This window comes from Clostridium hydrogeniformans DSM 21757, assembly GCF_000686705.1.
In the GTDB taxonomy this organism is placed as follows: Bacteria; Bacillota; Clostridia; order Clostridiales; family Clostridiaceae; genus Clostridium_Z; species Clostridium_Z hydrogeniformans.
The window spans coordinates 131,490-156,300 of record NZ_JMLJ01000012.1; the positions used below are offsets into that span (position 1 = coordinate 131,490).

Sequence of the window (24,811 nt, forward strand, 5' to 3'; positions counted from 1 at the left end):
AAGCATTGATGAATCAACACCTAACCATATTTTTCTATATAGTGTCAAAAAATAAACACACCTGTCAAATTATTGACAGGTGTCTACAAGTCCATATTGCTTTAATTTATAATATAATGTAGTTCTTTTAATTTTAAGTATCTCAGCTGCCTTTGCTTTATTCCCTTTTGTAATCTCCATAACCTCTTTAATTATGTTGTACTCAAGGTTTTTCACTCTTTCTTCTATATTATATTTATCGTCTTTTTCTTCCTGTATTTTCTCTTTAACTACTGAGGTATTAAGTATATACTCCGGTATGCTACTTATAGATATATGTCCCTTGTTAGAAAGAACCACAATCCTCTGAATTACATTTTTAAGTTCTCTTATATTTCCTTCCCAGGTATAATCAGAAAGTATTTCATATATATCTTCATCTATATTGTTAACTTCAATACCCTCATATTTTGATATGTTATTAACAAAATAATTAATTAAATCTCTAATATCTTCCTTTCTTTCCCTAAGAGCTGGAAGTTCTAACTGAACAACTGCTAACCTATAAAATAAATCATCCCTAAAACTTTTATCCTTTATTGCTTCCCTTAAATTTTTATTTGTAGCTGCAATTATTCTAGTATTAGTATGGATTGCTTTTTCACTTCCCAATCTATATACAACCCCATCTTGAAGAACTCTTAAAAGTTTACTTTGCATTCCAATTGGCATATCACCTATCTCATCTAAAAATAAGGTTCCATTATTTGCAAACTCAAACATACCAATTTTCCCTTTTTTAACAGCCCCAGTAAAAGCCCCTTCTACATATCCAAAAAGTTCACTTTCAAGAAGTTGCTCTGGTATAGCACTACAGTTAACAGCCACAAACTGTCCTTGTCTACCACTAGCTTCATGTATTGCTTTAGCAAAAACTTCTTTTCCTGTTCCACTTTCTCCCGTTATAAGAACTGATGCAGTGGTGGATGCAACTTTTTGACAAAGAGCTATAGAGTCTATCATCTTTTTACTCTTTCCTATTATATGAGGAAATTTATAATTATTTGCAATTTCCCTATTATAGGCATTACTTAAAAGCTCCACCTTTTCATTTGCACTTTCTAATTCCTTGGATAACGCAACCACCTCAGTTATATCTCTGTCAGTGGACACAACAGCAATAACTTGTTTTTTAGAATTATATATAGGTACCGCACTTAAAATAACAGACTTACCTTTTATAGGTTCATGTCTTATATTTTCTATAATTTCACCATCTTTTAATGCTTTTAAGATTATAGCATTAGTAAAGTGATTTTCTATAGGTCCCCCAATAACCTCTTCTGCCTTTAATTTATATAATTTTTCTGCACTCTTATTCCAATAACTTACTACACCTTTTTCATCACATATACATACTGCTTCATGGATATTATCTAAAATATTATTTTGCAAATCAAACATTTCATCTATTTTTAGATAAAAGGTATCTCTAAGATTATTAGATGTTATAACCCCTATAACCTTCTCATTTTCTACTACTGGTATTCTTCCAATACCATTATCTATCATAATATCTCTAGCTACCCTTGCAGATTCCTCTGGTCCTATAGTTATTAGGTTCTCTATCATGTGATCCTTTATAAGATCTTTTATATAGTTATTTCTTCTTGATACACGAGCTAAATCCTTTCTTGTGAACATTCCTAGCAGTTTCTCACCTTCATCTACAACAATAACCTCATCTAAGTTATTGTTTACAATAAGATCAGCAACATCACTTAAAGTACTTTTCTCTTCTACCTTTATAAAATTTACATTCATTATATCTTTTACTCTATAAAGCAATTCAGATAAATTCATTTAAATCTCCACCTCTATTTTCTAAGACCATACCCTCCATAAACTACCTTTGTATCATTTATAGATACTACACAATTGTAACTTGATTCCTCTATTAAAGATACTATTTCATTTTTTCTCTTTCTTTTTAAGTGTACTATTAACATTTTTTTATGCTCAATTTTCCCTTCCCCATCAATCGTGGTAACCCCAACCTGTTTTTCTCTCAGCATAGCTGCTATGGCATCACCTTGTTCTCTAGATGCTATTATATTTAGAGTTATTAAACCTAAAGCTAACCTCTCTTCTATTATAGCTCCTACATAATTTCCAAGAGAAAATCCAAGGGAATAGAATACAACCTTAATAGGATCTTCTATAACATTAGAAATTATAGATCCTATTAAATAAAGCCAAATTACAACTTCAGCAAATCCAATTAATGACCCCCAAAATTTTTCTCCTCTAGTTATAAGAACCATCCTAACCGTAGCTAAGGATACCTCTAAAACTTTAGCAAAAAAGATAGCAAAATAACTAAGCAAAACCATAAATCCCCCTCCATCCTTAAATGTTTTTTTAATATTTTATCCCTTAATTATGGTGCTCATTATAATTAATTAACATTAAATTTAATTATAATGAACACCATAAATAGAATACACTATTTTAAAATTAGCATATCCTATAGTTACCCCTAAATATAATGATTTATTATGCTTATATGTACTTTTCCAATAATAATATAAACATAACTAAATATTAGTCTTTATTTGCATAATTTATTATCTTAATTATACTATACTCCCCTTATTATTTAAAGATAAATACTACAGTAACTTTATTATTTAGAACCAAAGAATTTTATAACATTCTTGACAAGGATTACTTTATAATATATTATAAAGTAATAAAAATATAATATATTATAAACTATGATAAGGACTAGTAAAAAATCACTATTTTTTAAGAGAGGGAATAGATTTGGTGAAATATTCCTAAAGATATATTTTTGAACCTACCTTTGAGTTCTGTTACGATTAAGTTACAGCGGATTTTTACCGTTAAAGATTTTAGAGCCGAACATAAATTAATTAGTTATGTTAATTAGGGTGGTACCGCCGATATTTAAGCCTCGGTCCCTTCATTGGGATTGAAGGCTTTTTTTATATTCAAAAATATATTTTTTAAACTTATTACTAAGATTTGTTGTATTTGTTATTATTTAAGGAGGTATTAATATGTCAAAAGATAAGAAGTTAGTTGAAGCAATTACTTCTATGGATGTGGATTTTACACAATGGTACACTGATGTTGTTAAAAAAGCTGAGCTGGTTGATTACGCTCCTGTTAGAGGTTGTATGGTTATAAGACCTTATGGATATGCTATATGGGAAAATATTCAAAAAGTTCTTGATAAGAGTTTTAAGGAAACTGGTCATGAAAATGTATATATGCCACTTTTAATCCCAGAAAGTCTTTTAAAGAAAGAGGCTGACCACGTAGAAGGTTTTGCTCCAGAAGTTGCTTGGGTTACCCATGGTGGTTCTGAAGAACTTACAGAAAGATTATGTGTAAGACCTACTTCTGAGGTTTTATTCTGTGATCATTATAGTAATATAATTCAATCTTATAAAGATCTTCCAAAATTATATAATCAATGGTGTTCAGTTATAAGATGGGAAAAAACTACTAGACCATTTTTAAGAAATCTTGAATTCTTATGGCAAGAAGGTCATACTATGCATGCATCTCGTGAGGAAGCTGAAGAGGAAACTTTAAGAATCTTAGATATATATGCAAACTTCTGTGAAGAAACTTTAGCAATCCCTGTAGTTAAAGGAAAGAAAACAGATAAAGAAAAGTTTGCTGGTGCTCTAGCAACTTATACTATAGAAAGCTTAATGCATGATGGTAAAGCTCTACAATGCGGTACATCTCATAACTTTGGAGATGGATTTGCCAAAGCTTTTGATGTAACCTTCACTGATAAGGATGGCAAAATAAAAAATTGTTTCCAAACATCTTGGGGAGTTTCAACTAGAATTATGGGAGCTATAATAATGGTACATGGAGATGATAATGGTCTTGTACTACCTCCAAGAATAGCACCAACAGAAGTTGTAATAGTTCCTGTTGCTATGCATAAAGAAGGGGTTCTTGAAAAAGCTACAGAACTTAAAGATAAACTAAGTAAATCCTTAAGAGTTAAGTTAGATAGTTCTGATAAGAGCCCTGGATGGAAGTTCTCTGAATATGAAATGAAGGGAGTTCCTCTAAGACTTGAAATAGGCCCAAAGGACATAGAAAAAAATCAATGTGTCCTTGTTAGACGTGATACAAGAGAAAAACTATTTGTATCCCTTGATGACTTAGACGTAGAGATTCCAAGAATACTAGATGATATTCATAATTCTCTACTTGAAAAGGCAAGAACTTCTCAAAACAGTAAAACTTCTGATGCTGAGAACTTAGATGAGTTTAAAGCAAGCCTTGATAAACAACCTGGTTTCGTTCGTGCTATGTGGTGCGGTGATGTAGAATGCGAAAATAAGATTAAAGAAGTTGCAGTGGCTACTTCTAGATGTATGCCATTCCACGATACTGAAAGAATATCTGAAACTTGTGTTTGTTGTGGAAAAGAAGCTAAATCTCTAGTTTATTGGGGTCGTGCTTATTAAAAATAAATATAGAAGAAAAGGTGTGGTAGTTTATATCTACTACACCTTTTCTTCTTCTGCTCTCCTTTAAATTAAATATATACTAAGGTTCTATAATATTTAATTACGGCTGATTTTATGTATTTAAGTAATTAATGATAAATTAACATGCCCTTACTTAAAATGATTTACTTTTAGTTAAAATTAATTTAAGATAAATTAATTTTAACTCTTTTAACTACAAGTAACATTTTACCCATATATTTCATATTATATGTAGTGTAAATAATTCTTAGGAGTATTGTATGAACTATTTTTATCCTGATGATTTAGATGAATTTGAAGGTGTTAGATTTTTTAGGGAATATGAAGGAGATGTTGGGGAATATGAAATTGAAGTTTTAAATCCTTATGAGCAAAACTTCACTGTGATGGATGATGAAACTAGAGGATTTATGCCTCCACCACGTCCTCCTAGTGGAAATATGCCCCCTGGTGGAAACATGCCTCCTGGCGGTAGTTCTTCTCAAGCCCCTAAGTCTGCTCCTCCTCCTTACATTCCAAGTAAAACACAAAAAGGGGTTAAATCTATGGCACCAGGTGCTAAGGCAGTTGATCCTGGTTCTATAAGACCTTGTCTATTTAGGTTCACTTACATTTGGCAAACTAATGGACGAGGATATTGGGCATACTTAACTTATATAGGTCCGAGATCTTTAGCTGGTTGGAGATGGATGGGCTGGAGATGGATTTATTTTGGTCTAGACTTAAACAGAGTTGAGAGCTTCTACTGTATTTAATATCTTTTGAAATTATATACTTTTAGACTTTATTACTAATTAATACTTATTTAGTAATAAAGTCTTTGTTTATATAGGAACCTTATAATTATACTCTCCTCTTCTTAAAGGAACATAATAATTATAAGGTTCATTCATTTTCATCTACTCTTCATCTTTAAGAAAAATTCCCCACTAATTAAGGTGAAATTTCTCACCCTTACCTTTAGATAGATACTCTTATCCTTATAAATATTGATTTTTATAGGTTACTTTTATCTTTTAGAAGTTTAAATTATAAATCATTATGCCTTTAAAATTTAACTTGTATAATAAATAAACTTAAATATCATTAATATAATTATTTATAACTCCATAATCCCCAACTACAAGAATTATATCTCCTTCTTCTATGGTAGCATAAGGACCTGGAGATATTATAAGATTCTGCCCCCTTCTAATACCAACAATTGTACCACCGGTATTTTGCCAAAATTTAAGTTCTTTTATTGTATCTCCACTTTTTTTCCATGGGCTTGGAATTTGAACTTCTACGGTATTTAATGGATTTACATTTTTAAGCCTATTTGACAAATCCGTTATTTTATTTATTAATTCGTTTACTTCCCCATCTATTTCCTTTCTTTTATCTATTAATTCCTCTAGCCTGTTTTTCATTGTACCTAGGCTCTCTACCTCTTGAAATCTTTCTATAAAAGAATAAGCCTTATCTTTAGATAATACGGTTATACCACTTCCCTTAGATACTGTTAAAACCTCCATGTCTTCAAGAAGCTTTATAGATCTTCTTATGGTTTCTGGCGATACGTTATACTCACCAGCTAAGGTAGATCTTCCATGAATTTTTTCCCCCTCATTAATTGAGCCATGATATATTCTATTGGCAACATCTAAGGCTATTTGTTTATATATTGGAGAAACTATTTTCTGCACTTTTTCTTCCCCCTATGATAGTTATGTATATTTTATTTCATTATTTTACATATTAAGAATAACACAAATTTCTCAACAAACAACTATTTTTGTTAAATTCTATATACTTTTTTTGACAAGTAAAAACCTATATATTATAATTAAGTTGTTACTATTTATTGTACAAAGAAAGGAGCGTGCATTATTGAAATTAGGATTTATAATTCCAAATCATCCAAGCGAACGTCGTGTAGCACTTTTACCAGAAGATATAATTGACTTTGAAAATGAACTCTTTATACAAAGGGGATTCGGAGAAACCCTAGGTATAGAAGATGAAGAATATGAGAAAAAGGGATGCACAATCCTAAGTAAAGAGGACATATTCAGCACTTGTGATGGTATCTTCTCATTAAAAAATCTAAAAGAAGATGACTATGATCTTATAAAGAATGACCAAATAATAATAGGTTGGACTCATCCTTACGGTTCAGGACGTGATTTCATGAAAGACATCGCAATTCCTAAAGATCTTTTAGTAGTTGATCTTGATAATATCCACCCTGCAGTATTCTATAAAAATCATGAACTTCCATTAAACTGGGTTCCAAAAAACTTTATTTATGAAAATAGCTTCATCGCAGGATATGCCTCAACTATTCATGGACTTATGAGCCATGGACTTATTCCTAATAACAACACCAATGTAGCTGTTTTAGGTTCTGGCAATGCGTCCCAAGGAGCTTATAAAGCAATTTCTATGTTTAATGTAAACTTAAGAATGTTCTATAGAAAAACTATGGATGAATTTTATGATAATATAAATGATTTCCATGTAATAATCAATGGAATAGAAATTGAACCTGGCACTAATCCTATAATATCTAATGAAGATAAAAATAAGCTAAAAAAGGGATCACTAATCATAGATGCTGCTGCTTGTGCAGGCAGAACCATTGAGGGTTCAAAACACACATCTTATGAAGAACCTCTATATATAGAAGAAGGGGTTTATTATTATGCAATAAACAATTCACCCTCTATATTCTACAGAGAGTCTAGTAAATTTATAAGCAAATCCTTTAGTAAATACATCTACTCTAAGGATCTTAATGTTTACAAAGAAATGTGTATAGATCTTTAATATTTTCATTTCATTTTTTACCATGAAAAAAGAGATGCCTTTCTTTAAGCATCTCTTTTTATATTTAGAGCCATTGTAAATTATTTTATCCTTAATAATGATTTTTATCAGTAGAGAAAATCTATTGATATCCTATATTTTATTTCTAAATAAGATATCCTCATAGTTTTAATAAAGTCCTTAGCAAATTATTTATTAACATATAATGTTATATTTTAAACTTATGTTTCTTTATGATTTCTTTTCCTTTTTCACTTTCAATGAACTTCATAAATTCATCTCCAAGTTCTTTCTTTTTAGAGTTTGTAGCCATCCAATACTCTGCTTTTTCATTTAAGTTTTCTTTGATTTCTATTTCTTTTATGCTATCCTTAACATCATCTGTTACATCTGTTAGATATACAAAAGTAGCATCTCCTTCTTTTATCTTAACCTTATTTAATGCCATTTTAACATTAGCTTCATTTGAAACTACCTTAGCCATTACCTTATCTTTGAATCCTTTATTTTCCTTGTCTACCTTGTCTATGATCTTTCTTGAGTACTTTCCTATTGGAACTTCCTCAGCACTCATTACAAGCTTTTCTACAGATGTTAAATCTTCTAAAGAATTTATGGTTTTATTATCCTTATTAACAACTAAAACCACTTCATTAAATGCCATTACCTTACCTTCATTTACTAAAGACTTCTCATTAAGCTTTGAATAGTGTCCTTTGTCTGCAGATAAGAATAAATCAAAGTCTGCTCCACTTTCTATTTGAGTTCTTAGTGTACTAGAACCACCAAAGTTTGCAACTATTTCTCTATTTTTGTTTTCTTTTTCAAATTCCTTTTTTAAGTCATCCATAACTTCTGTTAAAGATGAAGCTGCAAATACTGTAATTTTCTCTTTCTTCTCCTCTTTCTTTGGTTCTTCTTTCTTACTTCCATTTCCACAAGCCACCAATGATAACATTAAAACTACTGAAATAATAACTGATAAAAATCTTTTCATTTTTTACTTTACCTCCTGAATTTCATCTCCAATTTTTACTTTTCCACCCTTTAATACTTTTGCAAATATACCATTAGTCGGCATTATACAGCTTCCTACAGTATAAAAAATATTACAAGGTTTATGACATTGTTTACCTATTTGGGTTACCTCAAGTAAAGTTTCCCCAACTGAAAGCTTAGTTCCTATTGGAAGGTTAACCAAATCCACTCCCTCTGTAACTAAGTTTTCACCAAAGTCTCCTAATTCTACCTTTCCTCCCTTTTCTCTAAATTCTGTAATCCTCTCCATTGCAAGAAGGCTTACTTGTCTATGCCAATCACCTGCGTGAGCATCACCTTTAAGACCATGATTTTCAATAAATTCACATTCCTTAACATCAGCTTTTCCAATTCCCTTTTTATCACTTGTACACACTGCTAAAACTTTACCCATAACTATTTATCCTCCTATTTGAGACATAAATCTAATGTCTACATTGTTCTTTTTTTCTCCAAAATTATGATGAGTTGGTTTATTATATATTGTATCTTTTATAATCATCTTAGCTTCTTCGTAGGTTTTTTCTCCCCTAAGTATAGCCCTTAAGTCGGTTCCACTATTCCAATGAAGACACTGTTTTAGAAATCCATCACAGGTGAGCCTTATCCTATTACAATCACTGCAAAAACAGTTGCTTATAGGACTTATAAATCCTATGGTAGAAGTCTTACCTTTGCTTTCGTTGTAAAAGCTTTTGTATAACGCTGGGCCTCTTAGATTACTCTTTCTTGTTTCTTCCTCTATGTAAGTCCTTTCTTCCTTTATAACTTCTTCTATTTCCCCTGAAGTCATTCCTATAAAGTCCTTACCTTTTCCTATAGGCATAATTTCAATAAACCTAACTTTAATACCCTTATCTTCTGAAAATCTTACAAAGTCCATTATTTCATCTTGATTTTTCCCTTTAACTATTACTACATTAAGGCTAACTTCAATTCCATATTCTATGGCCATGTCTATAGCCTTAAGAACTTTTTTAACATCCCCATTATGGGTTATATTTTTAAATCTATCTTCCCTAAAAGAATCTAGACTTATATTTACTCTATCTAAACCATTTTCTTTTAATGTTTTGATTTTTTCTGGTAATAATATTCCATTAGTTGTTATTGCAACTTCATTAACACCTGGTAAACCCTTAACCTTTTTTATTAACTCTTCTATGCCTTCTCTTACTAAAGGCTCCCCCCCAGTAAATCTAAATTTATTGATTCCAAGTTCTGAGCCTATTTTAGCAACAGTATATATTTCCTCAAGAGTTAATACTTCTTCTTCTTTAAAAAAATTATTATACCCTGATGGCATACAATAGCTGCATCTTAAGTTACATCTATCTGTTAAAGATATTCTCATATAATTTATTTCTCTATCTAAGTTATCCTTCATCCAATCCCCTCTTTAATTAATACATTTCATATTTTTTTACTCCGAGGATTACAGCTAAAGATATTATAACAAGAACCATAGAAATAGAAATTGATAAGTTTAAATCCCTTTCCAGTGCCATATAAATAGCCAATGGTAATGTTTGAGTTTTTCCTGTTAGATTACCTGCAAAAATTATAGTGGCTCCAAATTCTGATAGAGCTCTTGCCCAGCAAAGTATACTCTGGGTAACTATTGGCTTTCTGCACATAGGCAGGGTTAACTTATAAAAAACCTGATAAGGCTTAAGTCCTAAATCCGCTGCTGCATCTTCTAAAGTTTTATCTACACTCTTAAAAATATGAGTTGTTGCTGTAATAAATTGAGGAAGTATTATAAAGGTTTGAGCCATTACTACTGCTATAAAAGAAAAAGATATATTTATTCCATAAAGATCTAGATACTTACCTATAAAGCCTGCCCTTCCAAAGGATAGGAGTAATAGTATTCCAGCCACAGAAGGTGGCAAAACAGTTGGAAGTCTAAATACTATATGAAGAATTCCCTTTCCCTTAAAGTTATATCTTGCCATAAGCCATGATATGGGTATTCCTAAAATCAGCGTTGCTATAAGGGATATACCGGTACTTTTAAGACTTATAGCTATTGCCTTTAAAACATAATCACTTAGCATTGTTTTTATTGAAAATGTTGAATAAAGTAATATTGATACCATAGGCAAAAATAAAAATCCTGCCCCTAAAACCGTTATTATTACTATTATTATTAAAGGCTTATTTTTCATAAATGTAGTGACCACTCTTTCCTCCAATCTTCTCTCTTAAATGTATACCCTCTATTGTCATAGCCTTATCTACTGCCTTACACATATCATATATTGTAAGAGCTGCAATAGATACTGCCGTTAATGCCTCCATTTCAACCCCAGTCTTACCTGTAGTCTTAACGTTAGCTCTTATTATAACTGAATTATTTTCATCATCTATCTCAAAATCTACCTCACATCCATTTATCATAATAGGATGACAAAGTGGTATTAAATCTGATGTTCTTTTACTTCCCATTATAGCTGCTACCCTTGATACTCCAAGAACATCACCTTTTTTCATATTTCCTTCTTTTATAAGATTCAATGTTTCTTTCTTCATTGTTATTTTGCCTTCTGCAAAAGCTATTCTTTCAGTTTCATTTTTATTTCCTACATCCACCATTATAGCTTTTCCATCTTTATCAAAATGAGTAAGCACATTAAACCCCCTTTCCAAAATTACAATGTGGAAATCTACAAATTTCACAGTCTAAGCATAATCCACCATGTCCATAAGAACCTATGTCTTCCATAGTCAATTTTTCATCTGTTAGAATTCTTGGAAGAACTAAATCAAATGCTGTTCTCTTTGAATACATAACACATCCCGGAAGTCCAAGTATAGGAATCTCTCCCTTATAAGCAACTAAAAGCATTGCCCCTGGAAGGATTGGTGATCCATAAGTACAAAGCTCTGCTCCTGTACTTTTTATAGCTGTAGGTGTTAAATCGTCTGGGTCTACTGACATTCCCCCTGTACATATAACTACCTCTGCTCCCTTTGCAATCCACTGTTCTATTGCTTCCTTTATTCTAGTTTCATTATCATCAACTATAACCTGTCCTAAAACCTCGCATCCATATTCTTCTACCTTTTTTCTTATAACAGGTCCAAAAGCATCTTTTATTCTTCCATGATAGACCTCATTTCCAGTAGTTACTATTCCAATCTTCTTTGATTTAAAAGGTATAATTTCTACTATACTTTGTCCGGTTGCTATTTCCTCAGCTTTTCTTAACTTTTCTTCTTCTATTATTAGAGGAATTATCCTAGTTCCTGCAACCTTTTCTCCTTTTTTTATTGGAGTATTATTATGGACTGTTGCCATCATAATTTCTCCTAAGGTATTTATTTTAAATAAAAGATCTTTATTTATTTTTAAAAGCCCATTGTATTTAGCATAAAAATCTATCTTTCCTTCTTTTGTTTCTCCAAAGGTAAGTCCATCCCCCGCACTTAAATCCCTTAATCTTTCTGCTGCATCATTTTCATGAACTATTCCCTCTGTTTGTTCCCAAACATATATATTGTCCTTACCACAAGATAATAGCTTAGGAATATCCTCTTCTTTTATTATATGACCCTTTTTAAATGCTCTTCCTTTAAACTCCCCTGGAATAATTTGTGTTATATCATGACATAAAACACAACCTACTGCATCTACTGTTCTTATTTTTTTCATAGCTATTCCCCCTTAGGTTATTTCCTTGCACATTCTGTAGCATTAGCCTTTAGTATATCAAGACCATGTTTAACACTTGGCATAATATAATCTATAACCTCTTTAACTGCTTTTGGACTCCCTGGCATATTTATAATAAGAGTTTCCCCTCTTATACCACTAACCGCTCTTGAAAGCATAGCCCTATCCGTTATTTTTAAGCTATACATAGTTATAGCTGTACTTATACCTTGTGCTTCCTTTTCTATAACCTTCTTTGTAGCCTCTGGAGTCACATCTCTTTTACTAAATCCAGTTCCTCCTGTTGTTAGGATAAGATCTACTTTAAGGGTATCACACATATACTTCATTTCTTGTATAAGATCTATTTCCTCATCTGGTAATACTACATACCTCTCAACTTTATATCCCAGTTTTTCTACTTCTTCTATTATTACTTTTCCACTTATATCTTCACGTTGACCCTTTGATCCTTTATCACTTGCTGTAATTATTCCAACCTTATACACACTATTCCCCTCCCCTTATATCTTTTATGTGTTCTAAAGTTCCCCTATTTTTTATAAGTAATATTTCAGCTAATGCACTAAATGCTACCTCTTCTGCTGATGGTGAAGATAAATTAAGTCCTATTGGTGCATATACCTTTTCTAATGTATCCTCTTTTGTAATATTATCTTTTAGAAGCTTTTCTTTTAATGTAGTCCACTTTTTCCTACTTCCTACAACTCCTATATATGGAACATCTTTATTTATAACTGCCTTTAGTGTTTCATAATCTCCATTAAATCCACTTGACGCTATTACCATATAGGTATTCTTGGTAATTTTAATACTAGAAACCTTTTCATAAAAGTCTCCACATAAAACCTCATATGCATTTTTAAATCTATCTTTATTTGCAAATTCTTTCCTATCATCTATAACTGTTACATTAAATCCTATGGTATTAGCTATATTATAAAGAGAAAATCCAACATGTCCTCCGCCACATATTATAAGGGATGGTCTTGGTTTAAAGATTTTTATAAAACCTTTAGCACTTCCACCTAGCTCTAGCCCATTAGTATTTTCACTTATCTTTTCCTCAAAAGTTTCATCTTTACCTAATTGTAGATTCTTTGAAGCTTTTTGAATAATCCTATACTCAAAACTTCCTCCACCAACTGTTCCCTTTATAGACCCATCCTCAAAAACAGCCATGGTAAATCCTTGCTTTCCAGAAGTTGATCCTATGGTTTCTGTTAATGTTACCATAGCTACACTTTCTCCCTCTTGAAGCTTATTATATATTTCCTTAAGCATCATGTCTTCCATAAACTAGACCTTTTGTCTTTCTAGCATAAGTATTGCTTCTAATACACTTCCTGCTATACACCTTGCTTTATCAGAAATGGTGAAACAATTTTTTAATTCTGAATATCTTGGATCCACATCTGCTATTTTAAATTTTTCTGTAACCTTATACTGGTCTTTAATAATCCCTCTAAGTATGCCATCAATAGATGATAGAACTTTATGATCTCCAATAGTTGCAATAACTTGTCCTTTTTCTACCTTATCACCAATTTTGCTTAGGGTATTTATAATACCAGTCTTTCCACTATAGATTACTCTTTCCTTTGAATAACCTTTAATCTCTCCTGGCATTCCCGTGTTTTCCATAGGTTTACCCTCTAAAATTATTCGTCCAAGGTCATGTCCTCTCATAGTCTCTATTACTGCATCTACGTCTTTACCAGCCTCAAATCCTGGACCAAGACCTATGGTTATAGGAGCCATTGATTTATTTGTTCCCATATTTCTTTTAGCTAAGATTGCATCTACTACTACCTTTGGCTTTAGTTCCTCTATTAGACTTCCCTTCTCATCTATGGCTATTGGAATAAATCCATTTTGCCATGCCTCTTTAATTTCATTAAAAGTTCTAACCTTTACCGCCTTTACCCCTTCTACTACAGATTCTCCATCATATATAGCCTCACAAAACGAAACAGCACGTCTTATAGCTGATGGTTTTTCTATATCAAGAACAAGGATCTTAAAACCACTTCTATAAAGCTTATGAATAGTTCCAGAAGCTATATCTCCGCCTCCTCTTATGACTATTATATCTCTATACATTTTTAAATACCCCTTTTATAAGATTTAAGTATTCCTCATTAGTATCGATATCAATAAAGGGAAGTTCCTCCTCCATATTAACCTCTTTAACTTTATGAGGATATTTTTTTATAACTGCCCGTCCACCAGTATCTCCTTCTATGGATAATAAATCCTCTCTATATATCTTTGGAAATATAGTTGGGTGTGCTCTATGGCCTTGTACTTTAGGAATTATTATACAGTCCTTTTGTTTTTCACTCTCTTTAATAAGAATTTCAATAACCTTATTATTTAATAGAGGTTGATCTCCAGTAAAGAACATATAATCTCCATCCTTTAAATACTCTACCCCCAGTTTAAGACTTTCACTCTGTCCAAGATAAGGTTTTTCATTTTCTATGACTATGATACCCTTTTCTTTACCTATACTTAAAACTCTTTCATCTTTAGCTACAAGAACTATTTTGTTAAACTTTAAAGAGCTTAATGTATTTATAAGAGTTTCTATAAAGGTCTTCCCTTTATACTTCAGTAATAACTTATTCTGTCCCATTCTTTTTGAGTAACCAGAAGCCATTATTACAGCATTAATCATATATTACCTTCTCCTTTTTTAGACTTACTCCAACAACTTTATCTATGTAATTTTTATTTGTTTTCTCTACTAATTTTTTAAGCTTATAATATTTCTCTTTATCCTCCTCATTATCAACTGCATTTATAACAAGGATTCTTTTTCCCCTACTATTTTTAAATAATCCATTTTCATTAAAAATCATATTTACTAAATGATCATAACTAACCTTTTCTGATTCTATCCCTTTAGATATTTGTAAAAACTTTTCTAATCTATGTACGTTTTCACAATTAATAATAAGATCTAATGCCTTAAGAGAAACAACTCCCAAGGTCTTGGTTGTTATATTTGGAACTAAAGGTTCATCTTCTCTCCACCCTTTTAAACTTTTCCTTTTTGAACCATCCCCCTCTATAAAAATATAATTAAAATTTTTAGCTAAGCCCTCTAAATCCCTATGGCTTATGCCATAAATCTTATTTTCTTTACTTAGTTCGACACCAATCACCCATATACCTTTTTTATTATAATTTAACTCATTAAATTTATTTCCCATATATATATGATCGTAATCCTTAGATTCTGGTAAAAATATTTTAGTTGTTGTTGTAATTAAAGTTTTTTCATTTCTAAATTCTTTAGAAAGAGCCATCATAAGGGATGTTTTTCCACCTGCTCCTACAATAGTTATGATATCCTTATTTTCAATATTAAATAACTTTTTTAAATCCATGATAATCATCCTTTATTAAAGTGAAAGAACTGAGATATCCTCAGTTCTTCCACCCAAATTTACACTACTTATTTAAATGCATTGCATTAAATACCTTTTCTGGGAACATTGGAAGTTCTCTAAGATTTACTTCTACAGCATTATATATAGCATTTGATATAGCTGGAGCTGTAGTATTTATAACAACTTCTCCAACTGACTTAGCTCCAAAAGGACCTGTTGGCTCATAACTTGGAATAAAGTCAACTATTATGTTTCCTATCTCTTTTCTACATGGCATTTTATATTGCATAAATGTATTAGTATCAAGTTTTCCTTTTTTATTGTATCTTACGTCTTCATATAAAGCTAATCCTATACCTTGTACTATACCACCCTCTACTTGAACTTTTGCAAGTTTTGGATTTATAAGAGTACCACAGTCAACTATTCCTACATAATTAACCATATCTACCTTTCCTGTTTCCTTATCAACTTCTACTTCAGCAAGTCCTACCATATATGGTGATGGTGACGTAGCACTACCAAAAGTTCCATGTCCTTGAAGCTGCCTTCCCCCTACTCCTGATACACTCTTAACTGCCATATCCTTAAGGGTAAGTTGTTCTCCATTAGTACTTTTTAAGACTTTTCCATCAAAATCCACGTCATCCTTAGACACATTTAAGTATCCTGCTCCTGCTTCGTAGATTTTTTCTATAAGCTCATCACAAGCTTTTACTACTGCCATTCCTGTTACATAGGTAGTAGAAGATGCATAGGATCCTCCATCATAAGGAACGGTATCTGTATCTGTAACATTTATAACTATATCATCAAAGTTTGTCATTAATTTTTCTGCTGCTATTTGTGTAAGGATTGTATCGCATCCTTGTCCCATATCAGTTCCTGCTAAATATATAGTATAGAATCCATCATCCCCAAGTCTCACTTGAACAGATGCACAGTCAACATTAGCTATACCTGAACCTTGCATTCCAAGGGCCATTCCTACACTACGAACCTTAGTATCAGATACCTGAACTCTTGGATATTTATCCTTCCATCCTATAATTTCCTTACCTCTCTCTATACACTTATCAAGAGTTGAGCTTGTTAATGGAGTTCCAAGTAAATGCATCTTCTCTCCAACCTGACATAGGTTCTTTAATCTAAATTCTGTTGGATCCATATTAAGTCTTGCTGCCATCTCGTTCATAGCTGACTCTAAAGCATAATCTCCTTGAGTAGCTCCATATCCTCTGAAAGCTCCTGCTGGAACCTTATTAGTATATACAACCTTACCATGGAATCTAGCTGCATTTGCTTTATATAGAGGTATACTCTTCTTACCAGATGCTCCAAACACTGCAAATCCGTGATCTCCAAAAGCACCTGTATCAGATAATCCTTCCATATCTATAGCTTTTATATTTCCTTCATTATCCGCACCAATTCTAACTCTTATTTTCATAGCATGTCTTGTATTAGTACATCCAAAGGTTTCTTTTCTATCATATATTATCTTTGATGGCTTTCCAGTCTTCCAAGTAACTATAGCAGGGAAGAATTCAACTGCTGCTGTTTGCTTTCCTCCGAAACCACCACCTACTCTAGGCTTTATAACTCTTACCTTACTTGAAGGTATTTCTAAAGCTCTAGACACATGTCTTCTAACATGGAATGGTATTTGAGTTGAGCTTACAACTACTAATCTTCCAGTATAGTCAAGATAAGAGAATGATCTATAAGTTTCCATCATTCCATGTCCTTGAGCTTGCATTGAATAAGTTTCATCTACAACTACTTCTGAATTATTAAGCTCTTCTTCAACATCTCCACCTGTAGCCATGTTAACAGTAGCTACTATATTTCTCTTAGCATCAAAACCACATATTTTTCCTAATCTTTCTACGTTCTCTATATCATCCTCATCATGTATAACTGATGGGTTGTCTATTGCTTTCTCTGGATCAAGCACTGGTTCATAAACTTCATACTTAACCTTTATAAGGTTCATAGCCTTTATTGCAGTTTTTTCATCCTTTGCTGCAACTATAGCTACCTCATCTCCTACATATCTAACTATAGGATCTAGTATTAATCTATCATATGGTGATAATTCTGGATAAGCTTGTCCTGCTAGAGCAAAACGGGTTTGAGGTACATCTTTATAAGTTAATATGCACTCTACTCCATCAACCTTTTCTGCTATAGCTGTATTTATATCTATAATTTTTGCAAAAGCATGAGGACTTCTAAGTATTTTTATAACTAAAGCATCCCTCATTACTAAATCATCTGTATATGCTGGCTTACCAGTAATTATTCTAACTGCATCAACTTTATCAATATTACTTCCTACCATGGTTTACTGCACCCCCAAGTATATTTTTATAGCTCTAAGTTGAGACTCATATCCTGTACATCTACATAAGTTTCCTGTTACATACTGACGAATCTCATCATCAGTTGGATTAGTAAGCTCTTTTTTCATAGCTATAACTGTCATTATAAAACCTGGACTACAATATCCACATTGGTCTGCTCCTTGCTCTGCTAAAAGCTTTGCAAATTTATTAGCCTCTTCTTCAATTCCTTCTATTGTAGTTATCTCTTTTCCTACTGCTCTTACAGCTAGATAACCACAAGATAGGGTTGGTTTACCATCTATCCATATGCTACATAATCCGCAGCATCCAGTATCACATCCACGTCTAACACTTAAGTTTCCAAGATCTCTAAGAACATCAACTAAGAATGCATCCTCTTCTACATTTAACTTTGTCTTTTTCCCATTTAAAATAACATCTATTACTTGTGACATGATAAAACCTCCATTATAGCTCTCTTAACTAATATCTTACATACATTTTTTCTATATTCTGCTGAAGCTCTCATATTAGGACCAAAGCTTAATTCTTCCGCTGCCATTTCAGCTGCCTTTATAGCTATAGTTTCATTAACCTGATTTTCTGATAAAAATGCTGAAGCTGTTTTAGCCTCAGTAGCTACTGCCGGTCTTGCTCCAACTACTATTTTCCACTGTCCTTCTAAAAGGCTTACTCCAAGATTAAGCACAGGATAATCACTTATTTCATTTCTCATATCCTTATATACTGCTATCCTTGGGTTCTTTTTTATAAATATTTTAGTTAAAAGATCTTTTTCACATTTTTCATATGGTCTATCAAGCCACTTGTCTAATGTCATTCTTCCTTGATTATATAATTCAACCTCAGTATCTAATGTTAAAAGTCCTGTTATAAGGTCTGAAAATCCATATCTTGAGTAAACTGTAGCTCCTACTGTTACAACATTTCTAAATTGTATTCCTATTATATTTCCTACTGCTTTTTCTAAAAGGCCATTAAATTGTTTATTTAATCCTTCATGAACTTCTAAAGTTCTAAATGTTGTCATTGCTCCTATTTCAAAATATTCATCATCTTCTTTAACATAATCTAAATCTAATTTAGATAATTGTACTGCTGTACCTATTCTTTTCTTTCCCATTCTTAAAAAACCACATCCAGCTACAACCGCATTAGTCTTCTTAGCCGTAAGAGCCTTATAAGCATCTTCTATGGTTTCTGGTTGTACTAACTCCATTAATGTAAACACGTTTATTCCCCCTAATTCAATGTATTTGTTTTATCCAGTCATCCTAAAATGTTAGTCAAAATTTTTAGTATATTTTATGTAATACCTGATCTTAACTTAAAATAAACACTAATTATATATTTGTATAATTTTTAAATATTACATAAAATATATAAACCTAATTAACTAATAGCTTTTAAAATTACTTATGTAAAATAAGCTAAAATATTAAAGCTTATATACTACCTAATTAAAACAATAATTTTCCTATCCTTAGTAATGTGAACCCCAAAAATATATTTATAATTCTATTTAATGTTTTCCTGGTTTTAAAATTAATTTTCGTTTTTTTCTATTTCTATATTGATAATTTATCAAAAAACTTGGAAACATTTTCAACGTTTAATTATATCATTTTATTACCTTATTACAAGAAGCTAATTATTGTTATTAATAATAGGTCTTATTAGCATAATAGATATAACTTTAAGATTTTTATGTTTTACTTATATTAGTTTAATAAAGATTTTTTTTATTTGTGTTTTTGCGAAGATTCTCTTTAGTAAGCATATAATAATCCATAAATATCTCTATAAATATAATTTTTTATTTATAGATTTTTTCTAAATTTTCTATTTGTTTTTCTTATGAAATATAAGCTTTGCTTATGTTAAATACTTCCAGTCGAATATTTTCTAGAAATTTATAATTAATATTCAAAAACTTTAAATTAAATACTCTATTTGTAATGAAAAAAATGCTGACTTACGTCAGCATTTTTTTATTTATTTATCATAGCACAAAAAACTTTTTCACTAGTTATTGGTAAACTCCTTACATTAACTTTTCCCCCATTATATACTGCGTGAGCTATAGCTGGAGACGGTGTATTAACAACAACCTCCCCTACCGATTTTGCTCCAAAAGGACCTGTTTTCTCAAAACTTGGAACAAAGTCTACTATTATATTTCCAATATCTTTTCTATTTGGTATTTTATATTGCATAAAAGTATTAGTATCAAGTTTTCCTGTAGGATTATAATGTACATCTTCATAAAGAGCCATTCCTATCCCCTGTACAATACCGCCCTCAACTTGAACTCTGGCAAGATTAGGATTGATAATGGTTCCACAATCTACTACTGCTATATAATCTATTACCTCTATTCCTCCTGTTTCCTTATCTAACTCTATTTCAACAAACCCAGCTATAAATGGAGGAGGAGAAACCTGACTTCCATGACTACCTATTCCCGTAAGATGTTCTGTTCTTGGCCCTAAGGTTAGCCCTTCTGCAAGATTTTTTAAAGATATAGACTTTCCACTAAGAGTACTAACCTTATTTCCCTGGAAAATTACCTCTTCTAAGTCCACATCTAAATTTTCTGCAGACTTAGAAATTATCTTATTTTTAAGATTTTCAGCAGCCTTAACCACTGCCATGCCTGTAACATAAGTAGTTGATGATGCATAGGAGCCTGGATCATATGGTGTTACATCTGTATCTGATGCAATTACTACTATATTATCCACTGTAGTTTCTAAAATCTCTGCCGCCATTTGAGCAAGTATGGTATCACTGCCTGTCCCCATATCCGTGGAACCTATAAATAAAATATATTCTCCACTATCTGAAAGTCTTATCTCTGCTGATGAGGTATCTATTCCAGCTATTCCTGAACCTTGCATTGTCACCGCCATACCAACTGATCTTACTTTATTGTTTCCTACAGAAACACATGGATATTTTTCATCCCATTTTATAAGTTCTTTTCCTTTTTCTATACACTGATGTAAGGTAGAGCTTGTCATAACTTTTTTATAAGGATAAGTCATTTCTCCTTCCTTACATAAATTTTTAAGCCTTATATCTATTGGATCCATATTAAGCTTTTCCGCCAATTCATTAACTGCACATTCTATGGCAAAACATCCTTGAGTTGCCCCATACCCCCTAAAAGCTCCTGCTGGCACTTTGTTAGTATAGACAACCTTTCCATGATATCTTCCTGCATTTATTTTATTATATAATGTTATTGTTTTTTCCCCTACTACTCCGAAAACTGTTGAACAATGCTCTCCATAAGCCCCTGTATCTGATAACCCTTCTATATCTATTGCTTTTATATATCCTTCTTTATTTGCCCCTATTCTTACTTTAAACCTCATAGCATGTCTACTTGTGGAGCACTGAAAAGTTTCCTTTCTATCATAAATAAGCTTGGCTGGTTTTCCTGTTTTTAAAGTAACTATAGCTGTGAATATTTCCACACAAGCTGTTTGTTTTCCCCCAAACCCTCCACCTATTCTTGGCTTTATTACCCTTATTTTACTACCTGGTATTTGAAGAGCCCTTGATAGATGTCTCTTTACATGAAAAGGTATTTGAGTTGAAGTTACCACAACTAGCCTTCCCATATGATCCATATAGTTGAATGCTCTATAAGTTTCCATCATACAATGAGACTGTGCTTGAGTATAATAAGTTTCTTCTACCACATAATCACATTTTTTAAGCTCTTCATCTACATCCCCATATTCAACATACTCCTTAGAGGCTATGTTTTTTTCTTTTTCCATTCCTATGTTAAAATTACACTTTACATCTTCTTCATGAACTACAGAATCATTTCCTTCTGCTTTTTCAAAATCTAAAACTGGTTCATAAACCTCATACTTAACCTTTATAACTTCCATAGCCTTCAAAGCTGTTTTTTCATCCTTTGCAGCTATTATGGCTACCTCATCTCCTACATATCTAACTATCTCATCCAATATAAGTCTGTCATAAGGGGATGGCTCTGGGTAACTTTGTCCTGCTAAGGTAAATCTCTCCTTTGGCACATCCTTATGAGTTAATATGCACTCTACTCCTTCAACTTTTAAAGCTTTTTCTATATCAATATCTAGTATTTTTGCAAAACTATGAGGACTTCTTAAAAGTTTAACAACCAGTGCATCCTTCATAGCTAAATCATCAGTATATACTGGCTTACCAGTTGTTATTGCCATAGCATCTATCTTTTTTATATTATCCCCTATCATTTGTTACTCTCCCCCTAAATACTTCTGTACAGCTCTTAATTGTCCCATATATCCTGTACATCTACATAAATTTCCTGCTAAATACTCTTTTATTTCTTCATCACTAGGATTATTTAATTCTTTCTTCATAGCTATCACTGTTATTATAAATCCCGGACTACAAAATCCACACTGCTCAGCTCCCTCTGCTGAAAGTATCTCTGCAAATTCCCTAGCCTTTTCTTCTATTCCTTCAATAGTCAATATTTTAGAACCAAGAGCCCTAACTGTTAAATAACTACAAGATAAAGTGGGCTTCTCATCTATTAAAACGGAACATAGACCACATGAACCAGTGTCACATCCTCTTTTAACACTGTAATTTCCTATTTCTCTTAAGGTATCAACTAAATAATCCTCCGGGGATATATTAACCTTTACATCTTTATTATTTATATTTAAAATTACTTCCATAATCTATACCTCACTTACTGCTCTTTTTAATAATGTTTTACAAACTTCTCTTCTATATAAAGCAGAAGCTCTCATATCACTTCCAAAGGAAACTTCATCTTCAATAAGCTGGCACATCTTATTTAAATTTTCTTCATTAATAGGATTCTCACTTATAAATTTACTAGACTTTTTTGCAATTATTGCATTAACAGGTCTTGCCCCTATAACAATCTTAAATTCATTATTAAATTTACTTACTGATAGATTCAAAATAGGATAATCACTACTAGATCTTCTTATGTCCTTATATATAACCTTTCTATTATCTTTTTTTATGTATATACTAAGTAGCATATCTTTTTCATAAGGCTTTTCCATAAATTCACAAAGTTTCATTCTTCCACCCTTATAAAGATTCACATCTACATTTAAGGCTAGTAATGAAGTTATTAAGTCTGAAAAACCATATCTAGAAAATAAAGTAGCCCCTATGGTAACTACATTTCTAAATTGAATTCCTATAATCCCTTTTAATGACTTTCCAATTACACCATCAAAATAACTATTTAACTCTTTATGAATTTCAATATCCCTAAAAGTTGTCATTGCTCCAATTTCAAATTCATCCTTATCTTCTCTTATGTACCTTAAATTAAGCTTTGAAAGCTCTATTGCTGTCCCAATCCTTTTTTTACCCATTCTTAAAAAGGCGCTTCCCCCAATTAATGTATTATTATTTTTTTCCATTAATATACTATAAGCCTCATCAATTGAAGTGGGTTGAACAAAATTCATTAGTTTAAACACTACCTTTTCCCCCTAATACATTATTTAAATTATATACTTTAATATTTATTTAACTATTTTATAAAAATCTATCTTCAACCATTTTCTTCTTAAATATATCACATGAAAAACAATAATACAAATAATTATCTATTTATTTTCCTTATTGTTCGTATATATAGGAATGCTATAATTTATTTTAACTATAATATACATGTATTTCCTTAACTTATATTAATAAAGAAATTCTTATATTTAAAATAAAAAAGAAAAGTTTGCTTTTAACAAACTTTTCTTCCTTATTCATTGAACTTTTATAGGATATCTTAGTTAATGTAAGTTTTTCATTAAGAATTTCATCCATCTGCTCTTTAGTTATATGATTATTCCTCACCATACTTTCTAAGACTCTAGCTTGCCTTTTTCTCGCTAGTTTTAAATTATTATAAGGATTATAATTACTTGGTGCTTGAGGTAATCCTGCTAAAAAGCTACTTTCGCTTAAATTTAAATCTTTAACTTCTTTATTAAAATATATCTTAGCAGCTTCTCCTATACCATTAGCTCCTGCTCCAAAGTAAACTTCATTTAAATACATTTCTAAAATCTCTTCTTTAGAATATTTAAATTCCATAATTACTGATAAAATTATTTCATTAACCTTCCTTATATAACTCTGATCTTGACTTAAAAACATATTTTTAACTAATTGTTGTGTTATGGTGCTTCCCCCACCCATAATTCTTTTATTTTTTATATTTAAATAAGCTGAACGCCCTATTGCAATAGGATCAAACCCTAAATGATAGAAAAATCTTTTATCCTCTATAGAAACAGTTGCATTTATCAGCTCTTTAGGTATATCTTCTATTTTAGTATACTCATTTCTTTGTTCTTTCAAATATTTTAAAGCATTTCCTAGACTTATATTTTTTTCTTTTTCTATTTTTGAATTTAAAAAATTAGAATATATTGCTACAGAAAGAAAAACAACTAAGAAAAAACAAATTATTTTTTTCATATAATCACCTTCCAATAGTAATAGCTTTCGCCTAATACTATTATATGATATTTATATGATTTTTTTATTTCACTGGACTTACATTAAGTCTTTTTAATCTTACATTATTGTAAGTCAATATTTTAATAATCTTTGTCTTACTTTTTTAAAATCTAATATTTAAATAAAAATATATATATTTTATATGGGAAAAGTGTGGGAAAATCTATTATAAAAGAAAAATATCAAGGTTCTAGATTGCTCTAAGCCCTTGATATTTCAACACTTTTGGCACACCTAGTGAGATTCGAACTCACGGCTTAAGGATTCGAAGTCCTTCACTCTATCCAGCTGAGTTATAGGTGCATAATAAATATATTTTTAATGTTAAAAATATATAAAAAAATAAAGACAACAGTAGGTTGTCTTTAAATTTGGAGCGGGTGATGGGAATCGAACCCACGTAGCCAGCTTGGAAGGCTGGAACTCTACCATTGAGTTACACCCGCATAT

The 24,811-nt window shown here is 31.4% G+C and carries 24 protein-coding genes, 2 tRNA genes and 1 other annotated feature; of the genes, 3 read left to right on the forward strand and 23 right to left on the reverse strand.

What is annotated here, in order from left to right; all coding sequences use genetic code 11:
- Positions 1–69: 69 nt before the first annotated feature.
- A complete protein-coding gene (gene prdR / locus BR69_RS0107900; RefSeq protein ID WP_027632708.1) occupies positions 70–1,842 on the reverse strand; it encodes a sigma-54 dependent transcriptional regulator PrdR in 1,773 nt (590 codons plus the stop codon).
- 14 nt (positions 1,843–1,856) lie between these two features.
- Positions 1,857–2,366, reverse strand: coding sequence for a DUF5698 domain-containing protein (locus tag BR69_RS0107905; protein WP_027632709.1), 510 nt, complete (start codon positions 2,364–2,366; stop codon positions 1,857–1,859).
- 381 nt (positions 2,367–2,747) lie between these two features.
- Positions 2,748–2,968 (forward strand) — a binding site (T-box leader).
- Positions 2,969–3,062: 94 nt separating this feature from the next.
- On the opposite strand from BR69_RS0107905, the gene proS reads away from it, so the two are divergent.
- Both proS and BR69_RS0107915 read left to right on the forward strand, forming a co-directional pair.
- Positions 3,063–4,502: a proline--tRNA ligase gene (gene proS, locus BR69_RS0107910; RefSeq protein ID WP_027632710.1), complete on the forward strand. Its 1,440-nt coding sequence runs from the start codon at positions 3,063–3,065 to the stop codon at positions 4,500–4,502.
- 284 nt (positions 4,503–4,786) lie between these two features.
- Entirely contained in the window at positions 4,787–5,281 is a 495-nt protein-coding gene (locus BR69_RS0107915) for a hypothetical protein (protein WP_242840670.1), read from the forward strand.
- 321 nt (positions 5,282–5,602) lie between these two features.
- On the opposite strand, the gene BR69_RS0107920 is transcribed toward BR69_RS0107915, so the two are convergent.
- A complete protein-coding gene (locus BR69_RS0107920; RefSeq protein ID WP_027632712.1) occupies positions 5,603–6,214 on the reverse strand; it encodes a TrkA C-terminal domain-containing protein in 612 nt (203 codons plus the stop codon).
- A 184-nt stretch (positions 6,215–6,398) separates the two neighbouring features.
- Here BR69_RS0107920 and BR69_RS0107925 point away from each other — a divergent pair, with 184 nt between their 5' ends.
- On the forward strand, positions 6,399–7,337 hold the full coding sequence (locus tag BR69_RS0107925) for a Rossmann-fold NAD(P)-binding domain-containing protein (protein WP_027632713.1): 939 nt from the start codon (positions 6,399–6,401) through the stop codon (positions 7,335–7,337).
- A gap of 208 nt (positions 7,338–7,545) precedes the next feature.
- On the opposite strand, the gene modA is transcribed toward BR69_RS0107925, so the two are convergent.
- The 20 genes from modA to BR69_RS0108025 all read right to left on the reverse strand — a co-directional run bounded on the left by modA (position 7,546) and on the right by BR69_RS0108025 (position 24,807).
- Positions 7,546–8,334, reverse strand: a complete 789-nt coding sequence (gene modA / locus BR69_RS0107930; protein ID WP_027632714.1) for a molybdate ABC transporter substrate-binding protein — start codon at positions 8,332–8,334, stop codon at positions 7,546–7,548.
- Between the two features lie 3 nt (positions 8,335–8,337).
- Entirely contained in the window at positions 8,338–8,769 is a 432-nt protein-coding gene (locus tag BR69_RS0107935) for an MOSC domain-containing protein (RefSeq protein ID WP_027632715.1), read from the reverse strand.
- A gap of 6 nt (positions 8,770–8,775) precedes the next feature.
- Positions 8,776–9,762: a GTP 3',8-cyclase MoaA gene (moaA, locus tag BR69_RS0107940; protein WP_027632716.1), complete on the reverse strand. Its 987-nt coding sequence runs from the start codon at positions 9,760–9,762 to the stop codon at positions 8,776–8,778.
- 16 nt (positions 9,763–9,778) lie between these two features.
- Positions 9,779–10,561: an ABC transporter permease gene (locus BR69_RS0107945; protein ID WP_150112254.1), complete on the reverse strand. Its 783-nt coding sequence runs from the start codon at positions 10,559–10,561 to the stop codon at positions 9,779–9,781.
- Positions 10,536–11,027, reverse strand: a complete 492-nt coding sequence (gene moaC / locus BR69_RS0107950; protein WP_027632718.1) for a cyclic pyranopterin monophosphate synthase MoaC — start codon at positions 11,025–11,027, stop codon at positions 10,536–10,538. Before moaC ends, BR69_RS0107945 begins: the two co-directional genes overlap by 26 nt.
- Positions 11,011–12,033 carry a molybdopterin-binding protein gene (locus tag BR69_RS0107955; protein ID WP_027632719.1) on the reverse strand — a complete coding sequence of 341 codons (1,023 nt, stop codon included), beginning with the start codon at positions 12,031–12,033 and terminating at the stop codon, positions 11,011–11,013. The genes moaC and BR69_RS0107955 overlap by 17 nt, the downstream gene beginning before the upstream one ends.
- A gap of 17 nt (positions 12,034–12,050) precedes the next feature.
- The gene (locus tag BR69_RS0107960; protein ID WP_027632720.1) at positions 12,051–12,542 is read right to left on the reverse strand and encodes a MogA/MoaB family molybdenum cofactor biosynthesis protein; all 492 of its coding nucleotides are present in this window, start codon (positions 12,540–12,542) and stop codon (positions 12,051–12,053) included.
- Position 12,543: 1 nt separating this feature from the next.
- The gene (locus BR69_RS0107965; protein WP_027632721.1) at positions 12,544–13,350 is read right to left on the reverse strand and encodes an XdhC family protein; all 807 of its coding nucleotides are present in this window, start codon (positions 13,348–13,350) and stop codon (positions 12,544–12,546) included.
- 3 nt (positions 13,351–13,353) lie between these two features.
- On the reverse strand, positions 13,354–14,157 hold the full coding sequence (gene yqeB / locus BR69_RS0107970) for a selenium-dependent molybdenum cofactor biosynthesis protein YqeB (protein ID WP_027632722.1): 804 nt from the start codon (positions 14,155–14,157) through the stop codon (positions 13,354–13,356).
- Positions 14,150–14,734, reverse strand: coding sequence for a molybdenum cofactor cytidylyltransferase (gene mocA, locus BR69_RS0107975; RefSeq protein WP_027632723.1), 585 nt, complete (start codon positions 14,732–14,734; stop codon positions 14,150–14,152). Before mocA ends, yqeB begins: the two co-directional genes overlap by 8 nt.
- Entirely contained in the window at positions 14,727–15,449 is a 723-nt protein-coding gene (gene yqeC, locus BR69_RS0107980) for a selenium cofactor biosynthesis protein YqeC (RefSeq protein WP_027632724.1), read from the reverse strand. Before yqeC ends, mocA begins: the two co-directional genes overlap by 8 nt.
- 64 nt (positions 15,450–15,513) lie before the next feature.
- The gene (locus tag BR69_RS0107985) at positions 15,514–17,796 is read right to left on the reverse strand and encodes a xanthine dehydrogenase family protein molybdopterin-binding subunit (protein ID WP_027632725.1); all 2,283 of its coding nucleotides are present in this window, start codon (positions 17,794–17,796) and stop codon (positions 15,514–15,516) included.
- Between the two features lie 3 nt (positions 17,797–17,799).
- Positions 17,800–18,255 (reverse strand): (2Fe-2S)-binding protein, encoded by a 456-nt coding sequence (locus tag BR69_RS0107990; protein ID WP_034849548.1) that lies wholly within the window; start codon positions 18,253–18,255, stop codon positions 17,800–17,802.
- Positions 18,243–19,052: an FAD binding domain-containing protein gene (locus BR69_RS0107995; RefSeq protein ID WP_027632727.1), complete on the reverse strand. Its 810-nt coding sequence runs from the start codon at positions 19,050–19,052 to the stop codon at positions 18,243–18,245. Before BR69_RS0107995 ends, BR69_RS0107990 begins: the two co-directional genes overlap by 13 nt.
- A 760-nt stretch (positions 19,053–19,812) precedes the next feature.
- The gene (locus BR69_RS0108000; protein WP_027632728.1) at positions 19,813–22,077 is read right to left on the reverse strand and encodes a xanthine dehydrogenase family protein molybdopterin-binding subunit; all 2,265 of its coding nucleotides are present in this window, start codon (positions 22,075–22,077) and stop codon (positions 19,813–19,815) included.
- 3 nt (positions 22,078–22,080) lie between these two features.
- Positions 22,081–22,530 carry a (2Fe-2S)-binding protein gene (locus tag BR69_RS0108005; RefSeq protein ID WP_027632729.1) on the reverse strand — a complete coding sequence of 150 codons (450 nt, stop codon included), beginning with the start codon at positions 22,528–22,530 and terminating at the stop codon, positions 22,081–22,083.
- 3 nt (positions 22,531–22,533) lie between these two features.
- On the reverse strand, positions 22,534–23,319 hold the full coding sequence (locus BR69_RS0108010; protein WP_027632730.1) for an FAD binding domain-containing protein: 786 nt from the start codon (positions 23,317–23,319) through the stop codon (positions 22,534–22,536).
- Between the two features lie 208 nt (positions 23,320–23,527).
- Positions 23,528–24,319 (reverse strand): transglycosylase domain-containing protein, encoded by a 792-nt coding sequence (locus BR69_RS20170; RefSeq protein WP_051623537.1) that lies wholly within the window; start codon positions 24,317–24,319, stop codon positions 23,528–23,530.
- Positions 24,320–24,587: 268 nt separating this feature from the next.
- Positions 24,588–24,664: transfer RNA gene (locus BR69_RS0108020), tRNA-Arg, on the reverse strand.
- A 69-nt stretch (positions 24,665–24,733) separates the two neighbouring features.
- Positions 24,734–24,807 (reverse strand) — tRNA-Gly (locus BR69_RS0108025).
- Positions 24,808–24,811: the final 4 nt, after the last annotated feature.

Coding starts and splice junctions, on each gene's coding strand:
- prdR (WP_027632708.1), bottom strand. CDS start 1,842: ATGAATTTATCTGAATTGCTTTATAGAGTAAAAGATATAATGAATGTA.
- proS (WP_027632710.1), top strand. CDS start 3,063: ATGTCAAAAGATAAGAAGTTAGTTGAAGCAATTACTTCTATGGATGTG.
- BR69_RS0107915 (WP_242840670.1), top strand. CDS start 4,787: ATGAACTATTTTTATCCTGATGATTTAGATGAATTTGAAGGTGTTAGA.
- modA (WP_027632714.1), bottom strand. CDS start 8,334: ATGAAAAGATTTTTATCAGTTATTATTTCAGTAGTTTTAATGTTATCA.
- BR69_RS0107935 (WP_027632715.1), bottom strand. CDS start 8,769: ATGGGTAAAGTTTTAGCAGTGTGTACAAGTGATAAAAAGGGAATTGGA.
- moaA (WP_027632716.1), bottom strand. CDS start 9,762: ATGAAGGATAACTTAGATAGAGAAATAAATTATATGAGAATATCTTTA.
- BR69_RS0107955 (WP_027632719.1), bottom strand. CDS start 12,033: ATGAAAAAAATAAGAACAGTAGATGCAGTAGGTTGTGTTTTATGTCAT.
- BR69_RS0107965 (WP_027632721.1), bottom strand. CDS start 13,350: ATGGAAGACATGATGCTTAAGGAAATATATAATAAGCTTCAAGAGGGA.
- yqeB (WP_027632722.1), bottom strand. CDS start 14,157: ATGTATAGAGATATAATAGTCATAAGAGGAGGCGGAGATATAGCTTCT.
- mocA (WP_027632723.1), bottom strand. CDS start 14,734: ATGATTAATGCTGTAATAATGGCTTCTGGTTACTCAAAAAGAATGGGA.
- yqeC (WP_027632724.1), bottom strand. CDS start 15,449: ATGGATTTAAAAAAGTTATTTAATATTGAAAATAAGGATATCATAACT.
- BR69_RS0107985 (WP_027632725.1), bottom strand. CDS start 17,796: ATGGTAGGAAGTAATATTGATAAAGTTGATGCAGTTAGAATAATTACT.
- BR69_RS0107990 (WP_034849548.1), bottom strand. CDS start 18,255: ATGTCACAAGTAATAGATGTTATTTTAAATGGGAAAAAGACAAAGTTA.
- BR69_RS0108000 (WP_027632728.1), bottom strand. CDS start 22,077: ATGATAGGGGATAATATAAAAAAGATAGATGCTATGGCAATAACAACT.
- BR69_RS0108005 (WP_027632729.1), bottom strand. CDS start 22,530: ATGGAAGTAATTTTAAATATAAATAATAAAGATGTAAAGGTTAATATA.
- BR69_RS20170 (WP_051623537.1), bottom strand. CDS start 24,319: ATGAAAAAAATAATTTGTTTTTTCTTAGTTGTTTTTCTTTCTGTAGCA.